14 protein-coding genes and 1 tRNA gene are annotated in these 16,614 nt (G+C 64.7%); 11 read left to right on the forward strand and 4 right to left on the reverse strand.

Annotated elements, in window-relative coordinates; genetic code table 11:
* Positions 1–264: 264 nt before the first annotated feature.
* From HMPREF3014_RS13330 to HMPREF3014_RS13345, 4 genes are all read right to left on the reverse strand, one after another.
* Positions 265–338 (reverse strand) — tRNA-Cys (locus HMPREF3014_RS13330).
* A 289-nt stretch (positions 339–627) separates the two neighbouring features.
* Complete coding sequence (locus HMPREF3014_RS13335; RefSeq protein ID WP_003099002.1) at positions 628–1,161, reverse strand: ProQ/FINO family protein; 534 nt, start codon at positions 1,159–1,161, stop codon at positions 628–630.
* 90 nt (positions 1,162–1,251) lie between these two features.
* Entirely contained in the window at positions 1,252–4,230 is a 2,979-nt protein-coding gene (locus HMPREF3014_RS13340; protein WP_031633383.1) for a response regulator, read from the reverse strand.
* 1,059 nt (positions 4,231–5,289) lie between these two features.
* The gene (locus tag HMPREF3014_RS13345) at positions 5,290–5,790 is read right to left on the reverse strand and encodes a DUF305 domain-containing protein (protein WP_003098996.1); all 501 of its coding nucleotides are present in this window, start codon (positions 5,788–5,790) and stop codon (positions 5,290–5,292) included.
* Positions 5,791–6,241: 451 nt separating this feature from the next.
* Between HMPREF3014_RS13345 and HMPREF3014_RS13350 the strand changes: the two genes are divergently transcribed.
* From HMPREF3014_RS13350 to HMPREF3014_RS13400, 11 genes are all read left to right on the forward strand, one after another.
* A complete protein-coding gene (locus HMPREF3014_RS13350; RefSeq protein ID WP_003120040.1) occupies positions 6,242–6,988 on the forward strand; it encodes a hypothetical protein in 747 nt (248 codons plus the stop codon).
* A 118-nt stretch (positions 6,989–7,106) separates the two neighbouring features.
* Positions 7,107–7,319 (forward strand): AlpA family transcriptional regulator, encoded by a 213-nt coding sequence (locus HMPREF3014_RS13355; RefSeq protein ID WP_003090093.1) that lies wholly within the window; start codon positions 7,107–7,109, stop codon positions 7,317–7,319.
* A gap of 42 nt (positions 7,320–7,361) precedes the next feature.
* On the forward strand, positions 7,362–8,237 hold the full coding sequence (locus tag HMPREF3014_RS13360) for a ParA family protein (RefSeq protein WP_003090095.1): 876 nt from the start codon (positions 7,362–7,364) through the stop codon (positions 8,235–8,237).
* Positions 8,221–8,490: a hypothetical protein gene (locus HMPREF3014_RS13365; protein WP_023087326.1), complete on the forward strand. Its 270-nt coding sequence runs from the start codon at positions 8,221–8,223 to the stop codon at positions 8,488–8,490. Before HMPREF3014_RS13360 ends, HMPREF3014_RS13365 begins: the two co-directional genes overlap by 17 nt.
* The gene (locus HMPREF3014_RS13370; protein ID WP_023087325.1) at positions 8,483–10,162 is read left to right on the forward strand and encodes a ParB family protein; all 1,680 of its coding nucleotides are present in this window, start codon (positions 8,483–8,485) and stop codon (positions 10,160–10,162) included. The genes HMPREF3014_RS13365 and HMPREF3014_RS13370 overlap by 8 nt, the downstream gene beginning before the upstream one ends.
* A gap of 14 nt (positions 10,163–10,176) precedes the next feature.
* A complete protein-coding gene (locus HMPREF3014_RS13375) occupies positions 10,177–10,737 on the forward strand; it encodes a DUF2857 domain-containing protein (RefSeq protein WP_023087324.1) in 561 nt (186 codons plus the stop codon).
* Positions 10,738–10,740: 3 nt separating this feature from the next.
* Entirely contained in the window at positions 10,741–11,973 is a 1,233-nt protein-coding gene (locus HMPREF3014_RS13380; protein WP_023087323.1) for an STY4528 family pathogenicity island replication protein, read from the forward strand.
* A gap of 429 nt (positions 11,974–12,402) precedes the next feature.
* The gene (locus tag HMPREF3014_RS13385; protein ID WP_023087322.1) at positions 12,403–13,197 is read left to right on the forward strand and encodes a PFL_4669 family integrating conjugative element protein; all 795 of its coding nucleotides are present in this window, start codon (positions 12,403–12,405) and stop codon (positions 13,195–13,197) included.
* Positions 13,194–13,721 carry a DUF3158 family protein gene (locus tag HMPREF3014_RS13390; protein ID WP_023087321.1) on the forward strand — a complete coding sequence of 176 codons (528 nt, stop codon included), beginning with the start codon at positions 13,194–13,196 and terminating at the stop codon, positions 13,719–13,721. The genes HMPREF3014_RS13385 and HMPREF3014_RS13390 overlap by 4 nt, the downstream gene beginning before the upstream one ends.
* A 73-nt stretch (positions 13,722–13,794) precedes the next feature.
* Positions 13,795–14,247 (forward strand): single-stranded DNA-binding protein, encoded by a 453-nt coding sequence (locus HMPREF3014_RS13395; RefSeq protein ID WP_013391788.1) that lies wholly within the window; start codon positions 13,795–13,797, stop codon positions 14,245–14,247.
* A gap of 276 nt (positions 14,248–14,523) precedes the next feature.
* Positions 14,524–16,554, forward strand: coding sequence for a DNA topoisomerase III (locus tag HMPREF3014_RS13400; RefSeq protein WP_023087320.1), 2,031 nt, complete (start codon positions 14,524–14,526; stop codon positions 16,552–16,554).
* Positions 16,555–16,614: the final 60 nt, after the last annotated feature.

A 16,614-nucleotide genomic window follows, 5' to 3' on the forward strand; every position in this document is an offset into this window, starting at 1 on the left:
GACCCAGACCGGATCTTGCGTCCAGATGAAAGCCGCGCACGGGGCTGGATTGCAGGCAACGGCCGAAAACGTGACAGGTGCTGGGGTACTCCTCGGACACTCCGGGAAAGTAGCAATTACGGAGCGGTTATCGGGAAAGGGAGGCGGTTGCGAGACCGTAAAAGTATGAAAGCGTTATGGGGGCACCCCAAGGAACTTGCTTCAGCAATACCGGACAGGAAAGAAAAAAGCCCCGTAACTCACTGAGCTACGGGGCTTTCCTGTTGGAGGCTGAGGTCGGAATCGAACCGGCGTTCACGGATTTGCAATCCGGTGCATAACCACTCTGCTACTCAGCCTTTGAGCGAAGCGACATGCGTTTGGCATATCGCTGAAATTTCTTTCCTGGCGCGATTTTGAACTTATAACCCTTTGATTTCAAAAGATTTTTAGCTCACCCATCGCTGGAATGGACGCAATTATGGACGGATTCGCCGAGCTTGGCAAGCGCTCTACGAAAAAAACTTTGCAGATCAGGCTATTGCGTAGCACAAGCCGGGAGAAACGGGCCCAGACGTCCGCGAAATGGGCCCGCAGCGACCGGCAACCGAGGAGCGCGCCAGGATCCGACGCGCCCTGCCCCGGCGATCAGTTCGCCTCGGGGCTCGCTTCGGTTGCGGGCGCTTCAGGCGTCGGCGCCTCCGTGGCGGCCGGCGCTTCGCCACCCGCCTGTGCACGCTTGGCGCGCTTCTCGCGCATCTGCTCGCGCTGCCGGCGAGACGCCTGCCGCCGCGCATACACCGCCTGCTCGGCGGTTACCTTGCCGGCAACCTGGCCTTGCAGATCCAGTCGCGGCGCATCTTCCACCATACAACTCCAGTAGCGGCTGCCCTGGCACCAGGTGGCGATGGCCTGTTTCAGTTGTTCGGCGGTGATTCCCAGTAGTTCGAGGTGCTGCTGCGCATCCTGGAGAATACCCTGCTTGAGCGGAACCTTGGCCGCGGGACTTTTCGGAAACGCCAGCGGAAAATGCCGTTGCAGCCTCCAGATAGCCTCGACTCCCGGCTCGACGGCTTCACGTTTCTTCGCGCGTCCCGCGGAGCTTTTGGTTTGAGCCGGTTTCGCCTGCGCCGCCTGTGCGCGCAGACGGTCTCTCAGCTCGGCAAGTTGTTCAAAACCCATCGTTCGCTTCACTAGTGCTGGTTCATTTCTGCGAGAGATTACCCGATACATCCGCTCGCGGCACGCAAAACGGCAACCAGTCGGGCACTTTCATTGCGAATCGACGCTCGTAGGCATGAGCGGCTCTCCCCCGTTCAGCGCCCGAGCGAGCTCATCGAGCGTAGTCGGCTTGAACAGGACCCGGTCCATGCCGGCAGCCAGGCAACGCTCCAGCGCATCCTTCTCGGCGCTGGCGGTAAGCGCTATCACCAAGCAGCGACGCCGACCGCCAAGGGCCTCTTGCGACCGGATACGTCGCGCCAGCTCGTAGCCATCCATCCGCGGCATCATGCCGTCGGTAATCACGACATCGAAGTCTTCGCCCTGCCAACGTTCGAATGCTTCCTCGCCATCTTCCGTGGAGGTCACCCGGTGCCCAAGGCTTTCCAATTGCATGGTCAGGGTCAGCCGATTGAACGGATGGTCTTCCGCAAGCAAGATCGAGAGCGCCCTTGCCTCTTTCTGCTCCTCGACCTCGGCAACTCCGGAACGCGCTTCGCTGGACTCGCTGGGCGGAGGCCCGGTCAGCGGAAGATCGAACTCGACCGAGAAGCAGGAGCCGTTGCCCAGTTCGCTGCGCAGGCTGATCTGGCCGCCCATCAGGTGCACCAGGCGTCGGCTGATGTACAGCCCCAGGCCGCTGCCGGACGCCTGGCCAAGCGCAGGAGAGCCGACCTGCGAGAATGGCCGGAACAGCCTGGCCTGGTCCTCCTCCGAAATACCGAGGCCGGTGTCGCTTACCTCGAGCAGCAAATGAAGCCTCTCCGCCTCGCGCCGCCCCACCGCCCGCACCGTTACCCCTCCGCGCTCGGTGAACTTGATGGCATTGCCCAGCAGGTTGAACAACACCTGCTTGAAATGCAGGGGATCCACCAGCACCCAATGCTCGAGATCCCCGTCGAGTTCCAGTGCCAGGGAAAGATTCTTCTGCCGCGTCAGCCCACCAACCAACGGCAGGATTCCTCTGATCAACTCGCCAGGAAGCACTGGTTCGGGAGCTGAATCGAACCGACCGGATTCGATCCGCGACAAATCGAGAATATTGCCCAGCAGAAGCAGCAACCCCTGGGCCGCCTCCTGGGCAATGCTCAGCGAATCTAGGTCCAACACGCCCTTCTCGCCCTTTTTCAGCACCAGTTCCTGCAGGCCGATGACCGCATTCAATGGCGTGCGGATCTCGTGACTCATCGTCGAAAGAAACACGCTCTTGGCACGGTTGGCAGCGTCGGCTTGCTCTTCTGCCTGGCGGGTCTTGCGCACCTGGCGCATCAGGTAGAAACCCCAGATGAGGGAGATGGAAATCAGTACGCCGAACAATCCGCCGATCTGCAGAATCTTGCTCCGGTGATCGCGCCAGAAGTCCGCCCCTCCCTTGGCGAAGCGAGGCTCCCAGCGGTGGAGGATTTCCGCCACTTCTTCCGGAGCGATCGCCACCTGGGCCTTCTCCAGGATGCCCCGCAGCTCCGGCTGGTTCCTCGCCACGCCGATGCTGATCGGGATGGAGAGGTCATCGAGGATACCGACGACCTGGATCCGGTTGTCGAAATGCTGGGCGGACAGATAGCGACCGGTATAGTCGCTGCTGATGGCGGCCTCGCTCTGGCCGGCGTCTACGCTGCGCATGGCGGCGAGGAAGGTCGGATAGACCTGGAGCTTGATCTCCGGGTGCTCGCGTCGAATGAAGTCGTTGAGAAAGTAGCCAATCGTCGTCGCCAATCGCTTGCCCGCCAGGTCCGCGAGGCCATGGACACGCCCCACCCTTTCATCCCGCCCACCCTGGCGGGCGCCCATCAGCACCGTGGTGCTGCGTAGATAGGGCGTCAGCACTTCGAGGCCGGAATCGAAGCGCTCCGACGAAGGCATGGTCGGCGTAACCAATGCCTCCCCCGCATCCAGTCGGCTTTTCGTCTCGACGAAGTTGCGTGCTCCAGTGAAGGAAAACCGCAGGCCACTGCGCTTGCCGATCAGGTCCAGATAGTCACGCCCGATACCACTCAGCCTCCCCTCGTTATCCAGTTGCCCGAGCGCGCCAAGGGAATGGTTGATCACCACCGGCACGACCGGGTGCGCGGAGAGCCAACGCTGCTCCGCCGGCGACAGCGTCACCCGGGGCTCGTCGAAGCGCAGGCGCCGCCCGGCGCTCCAGCTGCGCAACAGTTCGTCGCCGTAGCGCCCGCTAATATGCGGCAGGGCGCGATCGATGAGCGCGAGCAGAGGTTCGTCACCTGGCCGGAGCAGGAAACGGAAACCCTGGCTGTCGATGGGTGCGAAGTTCTCGATGCGCAAGTTCAGCAGGTAATGGGTCTGGATGAGGTAGTGCGTGGAAACTGCGTCCCCCAGCACGCCATCGACATCCCCCATGCTCAGCGCTTCCAGGGCAAGCTGCGGCGAGTCGAACCAGATGATCCTGCTGTGCGGATAGGCAGCCTTGATACGTTCGGCGGGAAGATAGCCCTTGACCGTGGCCAGCCAGGACTCCGCCTGCGAATCGAACGGGGCACCGCTGGAAGACACCAGTACCGGCCGGTCGGAAAGATACGCAGCGGATGCCAGCAAGCCGTGTTGTCGGGCCTCGACCTCGCTACCGACGCCAAGCAGGTCGATCTCCCCTTGCGACAACGCGTCGATTGCCGCCTGCCGCGACGGAAAGTCCCTGACGCGCAACGGCCGCTCGAACACCAGGGCCAGGTAATCGGCCGTGAAGCCCTTGTAGGAGCCTGCGTAGAAGATGGACAACGGCGGATAGTCGGGGGAAACCACGCCTACCGTCAGCGGCTCCCGTGCATCCAGCCACTGCCTGGCTCGTTTATCGAGCCAGGGACGCATCGTTGTCGTCGTACGCCCATCCGGCAGGATGGATTCGGCTTCGACGGGCAGCGGCTGCAGAGCGATCAGCAACAGGCAAAAGACCGCGGACAGCAACGACCTTGTCAGCATGTCGAGTCTACGATGGCAAAGTTCTCCGGCCGGACAGAAAGCAGCGCATCCGCGACCCGGAGCCTGCGGATACATCGGCAACGATGCCGCCATGTTAGCAGGTAGATGGATACTTTTCCCAGGAACCCACGCCTGTCGACACTCGCTCTGGCAGCCGCCTTATGCCCGGCTCGCGAAAACCCTCGACTCTTTCGCGTCGCCGGCTAGATCGATGAAGCCGCTTGCGATGACGTGCGCACTGGCCGTGGCATGCCTGCACTCGAAAGCCCAGTTCGAGCCGCACATCGCCGAGGGCAACTGGTAGCGTGCTGGAAGGTTGGTGCGATCCATTCCCGGGCTATTACCTCCATCACCCAAGTCAGAGGCAACCTTCGCCGACCTTCTCAGTGGTCGTCGAAGCGCTGCGATACCGAAGCGCTGGCCTTGGGACGGCTCGGTCGAACGTGGCAGCCAAAGCAACAGGCGCACGAAGGCGGTCCAAGGTGCAATGAATCGAGCCCCCCTGGAGTGCGACAGCCACACTTCTGATGTGCCGAGGCAGCATCTTGCGGCAAGCCGCCTCGCTGGCGAGACGAAGGGCTTCGCGAAACGTACGGCCCCGGTCGCCGGGAAAGCGGCAAGGAGAACCGCCCCTCGGCGCGGACGCTCCACGAACGGGTACGGGACTTGGAGGCGGAACGAAAAAAGGGCCCGAAGGCCCTTTCTCAATGATCTACAGACTTCATTGGAACTCTATAGATCTATATTTGGAGCGGGAAACGAGTCATGCACTAGAGCGCTAAGTCTCTGTTTCCCAATCACTTTCTTCACTGTGGTGATCAGTGAAGAACTCAATTATAGCCTTGTTTTTCGCCCTCGGCAACAAAGTTCATCCAACCACTTCCACCAGCGTCCAAGGATGATCCATCCACCCGTCGTTACGCCTGATGCGTCCAGCTGCTGAGCGGGTTCGCTATCGAACTCCAACTTGCGACGATCATGACTTGCGCTCGCTCCGCAGGCAGCGCGGGGTGGTGTCGCGTGGACTGCCTGGCACCTGGACGGCTGTAGGACACGACCGCCGGCATCGGAACACCGCAAGTACTCATCTTTACATCGCTGCGGCTAACTTCGCCGGAGCGCAACGCGGCGCCAGTGTAGTGGCAGCCAGCCTCAACGAAGGCGTGCAGCAATCCGGTTCATCTGCTCGATCTCCGCGCGCTGGCCATCGGAAATCGCTTGGCATAGGTTGACGAGTTCCGGATCTGAGAGCTGCGCCTCGCGGCACATGAGGATCGCTCCCGAATGGTGCGGGACCATAGACGCGATGAACTGTCGATCGCCGATTCCGGTTTGAGCACGGGTAGCGGCAAAAGAACCGAGTGTGAGAACGGCAAACAAGCCGTACAGCACGAGATTGAGCCGCCGGTTTGGAAACATGCCGGGCATTGTCGCTAGCATGAAGATACCCATTGGCGCCCACATAGTGACCGCCATGTAGAGCATGTTGAGATTGTTTCTGAAGTCCCTGGCGCCGTCGATCATGCTGAACATTACGAAGTACATGACGACGAGGCCCAACACCATGTTCACCCAGAACTTGGCGTATGGTCGGCCGTGCTTACCCATCTGACCGGATGTGTGATGTTGATGTTCATGGGAATGTTCAGCCATCTCCGTCTCCTATGTGCTGGGGCAACTTGGCAGGGTCACTGGTACTGCGGCAGATACTTTGTCGATATATCAGCTTGTGGAGCGATGCATCACTAACCGCTGATTTCCAGTCCCCAACTGGACGTTGGGGGCGTCGAACGCTTCAACTCGCGGGTCTTGAACCGTCTGGATATCAGACCATACCAAATCGGTCTTGATGGGCTTTGCGCCACCTATGACGCTGGTACCGTGAGCGCCAATATCGAGCTTGCGTCCTCATCGCTCGATGGGCCGGCAACTGATCGATTCTTGCATATCAAGCAAGACAAGGCCACCTGCGGCGGACGCCAATGGCCTCCTCAGCCTTCGCTTATGGCATCGCCTCAAGCGTCCGTCGCAGGCCATAACGACACAACAGCCCTTGGGCAAGAAAGGAGCCGGTGATGTAGCGCACCCGAAAGGAGACGAAGACATGCACAAGGACATTTCAACATCAAAGGTGTTCTATCGTCCCATCGAGGCGGCCATCCGATGGGCTGGGTTGCTGCGGTATCTCCCGATGATCCTGGCCACGATCGCGTCACCGCGTGTCCTGCCTCGGTCGCTAAACTGCCCTCGATGGAATGAGTGCCGGCTGCACTCGGAACGTATCTATGACGGCATCCTCAACGGAGAGCTGCCCTACGGCAAGAACGGGATCACGCTCAATGATCCGAAGCTGCTCAATTCTCTGGATCTGACTGTTCGCCATGTCGATCTAAAACGCTGGATGCGCACCCACTATCCCGAGCACAGGCCAGGATTTCTGTTCAGCCGTGGCGAACGCATGGCGCATCCTTTCATCACCATGGAAACAGGACAGGCGATCCTCGTGGAGCGGCTGGCCCTTCAGGCCGCGCTTGAACAAGCCCGACGTGAGATGCGAGAACTGCAGGAGCAGCACGACACGCTACTCAAGCAATCCTCGGTGCTGTTGGCATCCAAGCAATGCGAGATCAGCGAACGGGCGGAAACGACCTATCTCAACATCATTGGAGGGATGTTGACGCTGATGCTGAGCCAGTCGCCTTCAGGCGTGCCCTATTCCAGCTTCAAAACGCAGGAGGCCCTTGTCTCTGCATTGGTCGCCCACTACGGCGGCACCATGGGCATCACTGAGCGCACCTTAAACGGAAAGTTCGCCAACGCTAAGAGGTACGTCCGTAGCGCAAGCGCATGAGGTTATCCAGCTTGTATGTGCAATCGCGGAGATTGCATTTGCAATGTCTTTCCGCAGCCAGGTCTATTGAATAGAGGTCACGCCAACAAACGCCACCGAGCGTTCAGGAGTGACCGCCATGTCGCAGACCCCTGTACTCCCGCCGAACGAGCGCCGCATCCTGCGGCTCGATGAAGTCGAAGCGAAGTCCGGCTTCAAACGCGCCCACATCTACAACCTGATGAAGAAGCGCCAGTTCCCTCAGGCGCTGCGCCTGGGCGTGCGCGCTGTCGGCTGGGATTCGATCGAAATCGACCAGTGGATCGCCGAGCGCCTCAACCACCGGACCTGACCCGCCCTCCCGCGGACTTCCCATTCCCAGCCGGAGAGCGCCATGCAGGTCGTGTCCATCATTTCAACGAAGGGCGGCGTCGGCAAGACCACGACGGCCGCCAACCTGGGCGGGCTCGCCGCGGACGCGGGCCTGCGCGTGCTGCTGCTCGATCTCGACGTGCAGCCCACCTTGTCCTCCTACTACGAACTGACCCAGCGCGCGCCGGGCGGCATCTATGAGCTGTTGGCCTTCAACGAGCGCGACCTTGGCCAGCTCGTGTCCCGCACGATCATCGCGGGCCTGGACCTGGTGCTGTCCAACGACCACCGGGGCGAGCTGAACACGTTGTTGCTGCATGCGCCGGATGGCCGCCTGCGGTTGCGGCATCTGCTGCCAGCACTTGCTCCCCTCTACGACCTGGTGCTGATCGACACCCAGGGCGCGCGTTCCGTGCTGCTGGAGATGGCGGTGCTCGCCTCCGATCTCGCGCTGTCGCCCGTCACGCCGGAAATCCTCGCGGCACGCGAGCTGCGGCGCGGCACCATGCAGTTGCTCGAAGACATTGCGCCGTACCGGCACCTGGGTATCGAACCGCCGCCGCTGCACTTGCTCATCAACCGCGTCCACCCGGTGTCCGCCAACGCACGGCTGATCCAGCAGGCCCTGCGCGACCTGTTCCAGGACAGCGCCGGCATCCGCGTGCTCGCCACCGACGTGCCGGCCATTGAAGCGTATCCACGCGCCGCAACGCGCGGCCTGCCAGTGCATCGGGTCGAGCACCGCCAGCCGCCCGGCAGAGTCGCCCCTGCCGCGCTCGACACGATGCGCGCGCTCGCCAGCGAGTTGTTCCCGCAATGGCAGGACCGACTGGCTCAAGTATCCGGCCGCCCGCAGCGACCTCTTGATCCTGGGAGGCCCCATGGCGAACGCACATGAGCTGGCCCGCGGCCACAAGCGGCTGCGCGCCCTGATCGAGTTCGCGGTCGGTGAGGGTTGGCACGTCAAGCGCACGCCGGGCGGGCACCTCAAGTTCACCAAGGCCGGCTGCGCGGCGATCTACACGAGTTCGACAGCGAGTGACCACCGGGCCGAATTGAACGCCCGTGCGCAGATCCACCGCGCCGAGCGAGAGGCCCGCATGGCGCCGGCCGGCGGTCGTGGGGACTGCGAGGGGTGCGGCCATGGCTGACATGACCTCGCAGGACATGGCCGGCAAGCTGCTCGCGGCCGGCTTCGAGCGCAGCGGCCCAGCGGCTACGGCCTTGAGCGACCCGATCGCGGACACGCCCATGGTCGTGACGCTGGACCAGTTGCGGCCCTACGACCATGACCCGCGCATGAAGCGCAACCCGGCTTACGAGGAAATCAAGGCGTCCATCCGCGAGCGCGGCCTGGACGCGGCGCCGGCCATCACGCGCCGGCCCGGCGAGGACCACTACATCATCCGCAACGGCGGCAACACGCGACTGGCGATCCTGCGCGAACTCTGGTCGGAGACCAAGGAAGAACGCTTCTTCCGCATATCGTGCCTGTTCCGGCCATGGCCCCAGCGCGGTGAAATCGTCGCGCTAACCGGGCATCTTGCGGAGAACGAACTGCGCGGCGGCCTCACATTCATCGAGCGCGCGCTCGGCGTCGAGAAGGCACGCGAGTTCTACGAGCAGGAGAGCAGCGCCGCCCTGAGCCAGTCGGAACTGGCCCGTCGCCTGGCGGCCGATGGCTTCCCCGTCCAGCGGTCACACATCACCCGCATGGCCGACGCGGTGCGCTACCTGCTGCCCGCCATTCCCACTGTGCTCTATGGCGGCCTGGGGCGCCACCAGGTCGAGCGGCTGTCGGTCATGCGCACGGCCTGCAAACGCACCTGGGAGCACTATGCCAAGGACCGCACGCTGCCGCTGGAATTTGACAGCTTCTTTCAGGAGGTGCTGGCGCAGTTCGACACGCAGGGCGACGAGTTCGCGCCGCAGCGCGTGCAGGACGAGCTGATCGGCCAGATGTCCGAGCTGCTGGGCGTCGGCTACGACGTGTTGGCGCTGGACCTGACCGAATCGGAAAGCCGCCACCGGGCGCTGGTCAGCGACCCGACGCCACCTGCGGCGCCGCCGGCGTTGCCTTCGCCCACCGCCAGCACGCCGACTCGACCGGGCGCAGCATCGTCCATCGCCACGCCTGCAGCGGCGGCCGGTCCTCCACCCGCCAGCCCTCCGGCGTCCGAGCCCACCTTGCGCCACGACGACACGGCGGCTGGCGAAGCGGCCACGGGAAGCCCGGCGGCTGCACCGAGCGATCTGCTTCGCGAGCACATCGTCTCGCCGGCACCGACGACCGAACGGCTGCAGTCGATCCAGCGCATGGTCGCCGACCAGTTGGGCGATGCGCTGCCGCCCGACTTCTCGGCGAGCGTGCTGCAGTCCATCCCGGTGCAAGCCGGCGGACTCTATCCGATCTCCGACGTCTGGTACATCGACGCCGGCCTGGACACGCCCGATCGGCTGCGCATCCACATCGCGCAGTTCGCGCGCGAGATCGCCGGGGAGGCTGGCCTGGACGAGTGCATCGAGGACCGCGCCGACGGCATCGGGTTTGCGTGCCGCGCCCACGGCCAAGCCCCGTCGCCGCTCGGCCGCGCGGTGCTGACGCTGCTCGCTTCCCTGACGGGTCAGCCCGTCGCCGAAGCGGGCGTGGACGGCGCGCAGCTTGCCACCGACCTGCCGACCCTGTTGCATGGCCAGAGCCAAGGCCATGGCAGCGGCGCAAGCCGCTTGAGCGACACGGCTTTGGTCAAGCTATTTCGGCTGCTCCGTCTGGCGCGGCGTCTGCTGGACCTGGAAGCCGGCTCCTCGGCGCCCGGGACGTGAGCGAGGGAGGCCGCATGTCCACATCGCATCCGCTCAACCAGGCCGTGATTGCCCAGGCGCTGTATGACCTTCGCAACGGCCAGCTGCGCCGCTGCAAGGCCATGGGCTTCGGCGAGGCCGAGCTGGATGCGCTCAAGCATCCCGCGCTGATCAGCGTGCTGGCCAACGCCAGCGTCTCGTGGTGCTCGGTCACGGTCAACCGCGAAGTGCTGCAGCGCCTGCTCAACCAGGCACAGGACGTGGAGAAGGAAATCGCCACGGTCGATCGCATGCTGCGGTTGGGGGGCAGCACGGAGATGGTCAGCCGCTTCTATGGCCTGACCCATCAGGAAGTCGCCTTGAGGCGGGAGATCCTCGGCCTGCCCAAGCGCAAGGGGCGCCACCCCGTCCTGGACGAGACTCAGGACACCGAACTGTGGCGGCAATGGAAAGCCATGACCAGCAGCAGGAACGTCGATCTGGAGGACGAGACCTCAGTTCTCGATGCGGCCATGGACCTGGCCGAGGGCATGTCACTGCCGCTCTCGGTGGTCTGGGCCGCGATCAGGAACTGGGTCGATCAGGGATTGGGCTAGGCCATGGCCGTGGACGACACCGCCCCACGAGCCCAGCGCCCTGGCCCCATCGCCCTCGCCGACCTGTTCGACGCTGCGCTGAAGGACCTCACGCCCAAGCCAAATCCCAGCGCGCCAGCGCCCATGGCAGTGCCCACGCCTGCGGCGTCCGGCGACGCCTTCCTGTTCAGTGGCAATCGGCATGAGAGCGTGCCGCGGCGGCTGTTCCTCGACCGCCGCCTGACACCGCTGGAGCGCAACGCCTGGCAGGTGTTCCGGCTGATGCTCAACGACGACGGCGTCACGGCGTTCCCGACCTATGAGCAGTTGCGCCCCTGGCTGGCGTCCATGCCCTGCGCGGGACAAGCCTCCCACGAGACCGTCGCGCGGGCGCTGACGCTGCTGCGCCTGACGCGCTGGCTGAGCCTCGTGCGGCGACGGCGCGACCCCAAGACCGGCCGCATCCTCGGCAACCTCTACGTCCTGCACGACGAACCCCTGACACCGTTCGAGGCCATGCAACTCGACGCCGACTACCTGGCCCTGGTCAGCCAGTCGCTGGGGCATTCGGCCAAGGCCGTTCAGGTGGTGGGACTCAATACCCTCCAGGAGATCGCGGACGACCCGATGTTGTCCGGACGCACCTTGCCGTCGCGGCTGCAAGTGCTCGCCGAGCGCCTGGCCGACCAGGGCATCACCGCCTCCGAAAGTTATCCACAGGAGGATGCGATCCACGATTCCGAAGAAGGGCTCACAAGCCTTCTTCGGAATGGCGAACGCCCCTCTTCGGAATCCGAAGCAGGGCCGAAACCCGCGCCAGACGGCGCTCTTCGGAATCCGAAGCAGGACCGTACAGTACGTAGTAGTCGTATTGATGAAGTACGTACTACCGCGCAGGCGCGCGCGCTGGGCGACCTGCAATGGCCCAAACGCTTCACGGATCTGAAAGCGGAACAGCAGGCCGGCGTCAGGATGGCGTTGCAGCAAGTGGACGCTGCCCTGCGGCAGGCCGTGCTGGACGAATGGGCCGCACGGTGCGGCAAGCATGGCATCCGCAACCCCGCCGGATATCTGTTCGGCATCATCCAGCGCGCCATGCGCGGCGAGTTCAATGCCTGGGCCAAGCAGACCGGCCCGGCACCGCCAACACCATCGGCGACGCGAGCGCCACCATCCGAGCCGCCGCGCAACGTCGTGCCGCCCGAGGTGGCCCGGCAGCACATCGAGCGCCTGCGCGACCTGCTGCGCAAGACCTGAGCGCAGGGCTTGGCAAAGCCGTGAAGTAGACGTCTATGGCGGTCAACAGAACGGTCCCCAGGGGACGGCTGTGCGGTGAAGCGCCGGGCGACGGCGCGACCCGCTGCGCGAAACCTGGGCAAAGCGCCTTGGCAAGGCCATGAAGCAGACCTCCATGGCGCTCAACGGAACGGTCCCCTGGGGACGGCTGCGCGGCGAAGGATCGTGTCGAACGGCAGCGCGACGTGCGGTGCAGCACGCATACCGTCAACAACCGAGGACGGGAACGCCGACGTGAGTGCCTATCTGCGGAGCGGTCCCCAGGGGACCGTTGCGCGCTGCACCGCCAGCGCGCACAGAACCGGGGCCGGCTCATTTCGGTTTGTTGACTGACTGCCTTCCGCCGCATGCGGATGCTGGCGGCTCCCTGTCCACCAGCGAGCGATCACCATGGCAACCAGCAACGAACCATTGCAACTCAACCTCGGCTCCCTGCGCAGCGCAATGTCGCTGACGCTGCACACCCACCACGCCTCGCGCATCTGGCATGGCCGCGCCGCCGCTGAGGGGCGACCTGGCATCGTCGGCCTGAACGGCTACATCGCCGTCATGAACAAGATGAAGCGCGGCTCGGAGCAGGACGACCCGTACAGCGACTGGTGGATGCTGCGCATTGAAGACAAGCTCGACCAGACCAAGACCACGCTGCAGACGCTGCGCGAACAGGTGGACCAGGCCCTGGCCGGCGTGCCCGCCGCGTTGACCCTGGGCGAGAATCTCAACGTGCAGCCCGTCAAGCTGCCGCTGTTCGTCAATGCGCAGTTGGGCTTTGCCGCCGTCTATCTCCTGGCCGACTACGACGACATCGCGCGCAAGCTGATCCTCGCCCACCACACCGCGCTGATCGACCGCAGCACTTTGGAGCGCTGGCTCAACGAGGGCGCGCACGCGCTGCGCAGCCTGTTCTCGCTGGCCCAGCAGTACCGCTACTCGGGCTGCACGCGCGACGACTTCGCGGCGAAGAATGCCGCAGCGCGGGCCGCGCTGGAGAAGTTCGGCGAGTTGCCGCAGGACGTCCTCGAAGGCACGCACCGCTCGAAGTTTGCGCCACCCATCGTGCGCCGTGGTCTACAACAGCGCGGTGAGAGTCCTGCCGCAGCCGCTACCAGCGCCGATGGTGATGCGGCCGCTGCTGCCGACCCGTCCGAAGGCGCAGCCACTGCCGGCGAGGACGAATCCGCATGAGCGATCTGTACCAGCCGACCCGCTACTTCCGGGGCCTGCAACAGGGAGCCTTCATGCGCCTGGAGCACGCGGCCTCTCTAAAAGGCCTTTTAAAGCCTTTTAAAGGTAAAGGGGACTTGGAGGCCTGGGCCAGCCAGTGCTTCGCCATGCGCGACGAGTTGATCGGCCTGGCGCAGCGACAAGTGCTGCAACAGGCCAGTGGGCATCCCTTCCACCTGCTGCCCGTGGAACTGGCCCAGCAGACCACTGGCGCGGGAACGACGTTCCTGCGCTGGCGCAGGCACGACCGCTCGGCCATGGGCGTGGCCCTGTGGCAGGAGCTGATGGCGAGCACCAGCACGCCGGTCAACCTGCTGGCCGACCTGCACGCGATCGAGCTGCAGCGCATCACGCTGAACATGCAGATCAGCCTGTTGCACACCCTGGGCAGGCAGGCCCAGGAGTGCGCCAGCAAGGCCGCCGAGGCGGAAGACGCCTACCTGCGCCGGCTCGCGTCCATACCCCCCGCAGTGCGCGATCGGTGATCGCGTCGGGCACCCCAGCACGCGCCCGGCGGCAGTGAGGCGCGGGTATTTCAACCACCACGGAGATCACACCATGAGCACGCATTTTTCCGGCGAAGGCAACATCGGCTCGCCCCCCGAGTACCGGGAGTTCCCCAACGGCAACGACGAACCGCGGCGCTTGCTGCGGCTGAACGTCTATTTCGACAACCCCGTTCCCACCAAGGGCGGCGACTATGAGGATCGCGGCGGCTTCTGGGCGCCGGTGGAAATCTGGCACCGCGACGCCGCGCATTGGAAGGACCTCTACCAGAAGGGCATGCGCGTGCTGGTCGTCGGCCGCATGGAGCGCGAACCCTGGACCGACAACGAGGAGCAGCCGCGCGAGACCTGGCAGATCAACGCGCGCAGCGTCGGCATCCTGCCGTTCCGCATCGAGTCCGTCGTCCTCAGCCCCAAACCGCAGGAGACCGCGCAGGACGCGCAGCCCAAGCCCCAGCCCGCCCAGGAACCGGCTGCGCCGAAGGAGACCAAGAGCAGGAAGTGACCCAGCATGGGGGCGGCCGCGGCTCTTCGCCGCCCCCCATGTCCTCGCGAGCTATCCCCTGGGGATAGCTCCACCGACGTCCACCGGCTTCCACGCGCTCCCGAACATCGCGGCTCCCGGCCAGCACACCACCGGCTGCACGCCATCCCCGCCGCAGCCATCCCATCTCGTGAAAGCGGTCGCCACCGCATGCGGCTTGTTTGCTGCTGCTTCCGCAGGCGCTCGGCATCCTCGATCCCGGCAACTCCATGAACAACGGGAAGCGGATGGACGGACATGCGGCTGTTTCTGTGCGAGAAGCCCTCCCAGGGCAAAGACATCGGCCGGATTCTCGGCGCCACCCAGCGCGGTGAAGGCTGCCTCAATGGCTCCGGCGTCACGGTCACCTGGTGCATCGGCCATCTCGTCGAAGCAGCAGCACCCGAGGTCTATGACGCGGCGCTCAAGCGCTGGTCGCTGGAGCAGTTGCCCATCATTCCCCAGCAGTGGCGGGTCGAGGTCAAGCCGAAGACCGCCACGCAGTTCAAGGTCGTCAAGGCGCTTCTGGCGAAGGCGACCCACCTTGTCATTGCCACCGACGCCGACCGCGAGGGCGAGCTGATCGCCCGCGAGATCATCGACCTGTGCGGCTACCGCGGTCCCATCGAACGCCTGTGGCTGTCGGCGCTCAACGATGCGTCCATCCGCACCGCGCTCGCCAAGCTGCGGCCCTCGGCCGAGACACTGCCGATGTATTACTCGGCGCTGGCGCGCTCGCGCGCCGACTGGCTTGTGGGCATGAACCTCAGCCGGCTGTTCACCGTGCTCGGGCGGCAAGCCGGCTACGACGGCGTGCTGTCGGTCGGGCGTGTACAGACCCCGACGCTCAAACTCGTGGTGGACCGTGACCGAGAGATCGCGGCCTTCGTGTCCGTGCCGTACTGGGCCATCGACGTGTCCTTGTCCGCAGGCGGTCAGACGTTCACCGCGCAGTGGGTGGCACCCGATGCCAGCGCCGACGACGCCGGCCGCTGCCTGCAGCAGCCCATCGCACAGCAGGCCGCGCAGCAGATCCGCGCCGCGGGCAGTGCCCAGGTGGTGTCGGTCGAAACCGAGCGCGTGCGCGAAGGCCCGCCGCTGCTGTTCGACCTGGGCACCTTGCAGGAAGTCTGTTCCAAGCAGCTTGGGCTGGACGTGCAGGAGACACTGGAAATTGCCCAGGCCCTGTACGAGACGCACAAGGCCACGACGTACCCGCGCTCGGATTCGGGCCACCTCCCCGAAAGCATGTTCGCCGAGGTGCCCACGGTCCTGGACAGCCTGCTAAAGACCGATCCCACGCTGGCCCCGATCATGGGCCAGCTCGACCGCACCCAGCGCTCGCGCGCCTGGAACGACAGCAAGGTGACGGCGCACCACGGCATCATCCCGACGCTCGAACCCGCGAACCTCTCCGCCATGAGCGAGAAGGAGCAGGCGGTGTACCGGCTGATCCGGGCGCATTACCTGGCCCAGTTCCTCCCGCACCACGAGTTCGACCGCACCGTGGCGGACCTCTCCTGCGGCCAGCAGAAGCTGGTGGCCACGGGCAAGCAGGTCGTCGTCAAGGGCTGGCGCCTGGTGCTGGCCGAGCCAGAACGTGAAGGCAGCGCCGACGAGGACGGCGATGCCCCGCGCAGCCAGGTGCTGCCCGCATTGCGCGACGGGATGGCATGTCAGGTCGCCGGGGCCGACATCAAGGCCCTCAAGACGATGCCGCCCAAGCCCTATACCCAGGGCGAACTGGTCAAGGCGATGAAGGGCGTTGCGCGTTTCGTGACCGACCCGCGCCTGAAGCAGAAGCTCAAGGACACGACGGGCATCGGCACCGAGGCGACGCGGGCCAACATCATCAGCGGGCTGATCGCCCGCGGCTACATCGTGAAGAAGGGACGCTCCATCCGCGCATCGGATGCGGCGCTCACGCTGATAGACGCCGTGCCCGCGGCGATTGCCGACCCCGGCACCACCGCCGTCTGGGAACAGACGCTGGACATGATCGAGGCCGGACAACTCACCCTGGATGTGTTCATCGGCAAGCAGGCTGCATGGATTTCGCAGTTGATCGCGCAGTACGGCAGCACGTCCCTGTCCATCAAGGTTCCCCAAGGACCGGCTTGTCCGCAGTGCGGCGCACCCACGCGCCAGCGCACCGGCAAGAGCGGCCCGTTCTGGTCGTGCAGTCGCTACCCCGCCTGCAAAGGCACGCTGCCGGTGGCAACCGGCACGTCCAGGCGTGGTGCCTCGCGTCCACGCCGTACCAGTGGCGGTGGCTGCAAAGGCGCCTGACCGCCCCCGTTCCCCGTGAGCCATGCCCGCCATCGGCGGCGTGGCCCGTGTCCCGCATGC

The organism is Pseudomonas sp. HMSC065H01, assembly GCF_001815235.1.
Lineage (GTDB): Bacteria > Pseudomonadota > Gammaproteobacteria > Pseudomonadales > Pseudomonadaceae > Pseudomonas > Pseudomonas aeruginosa.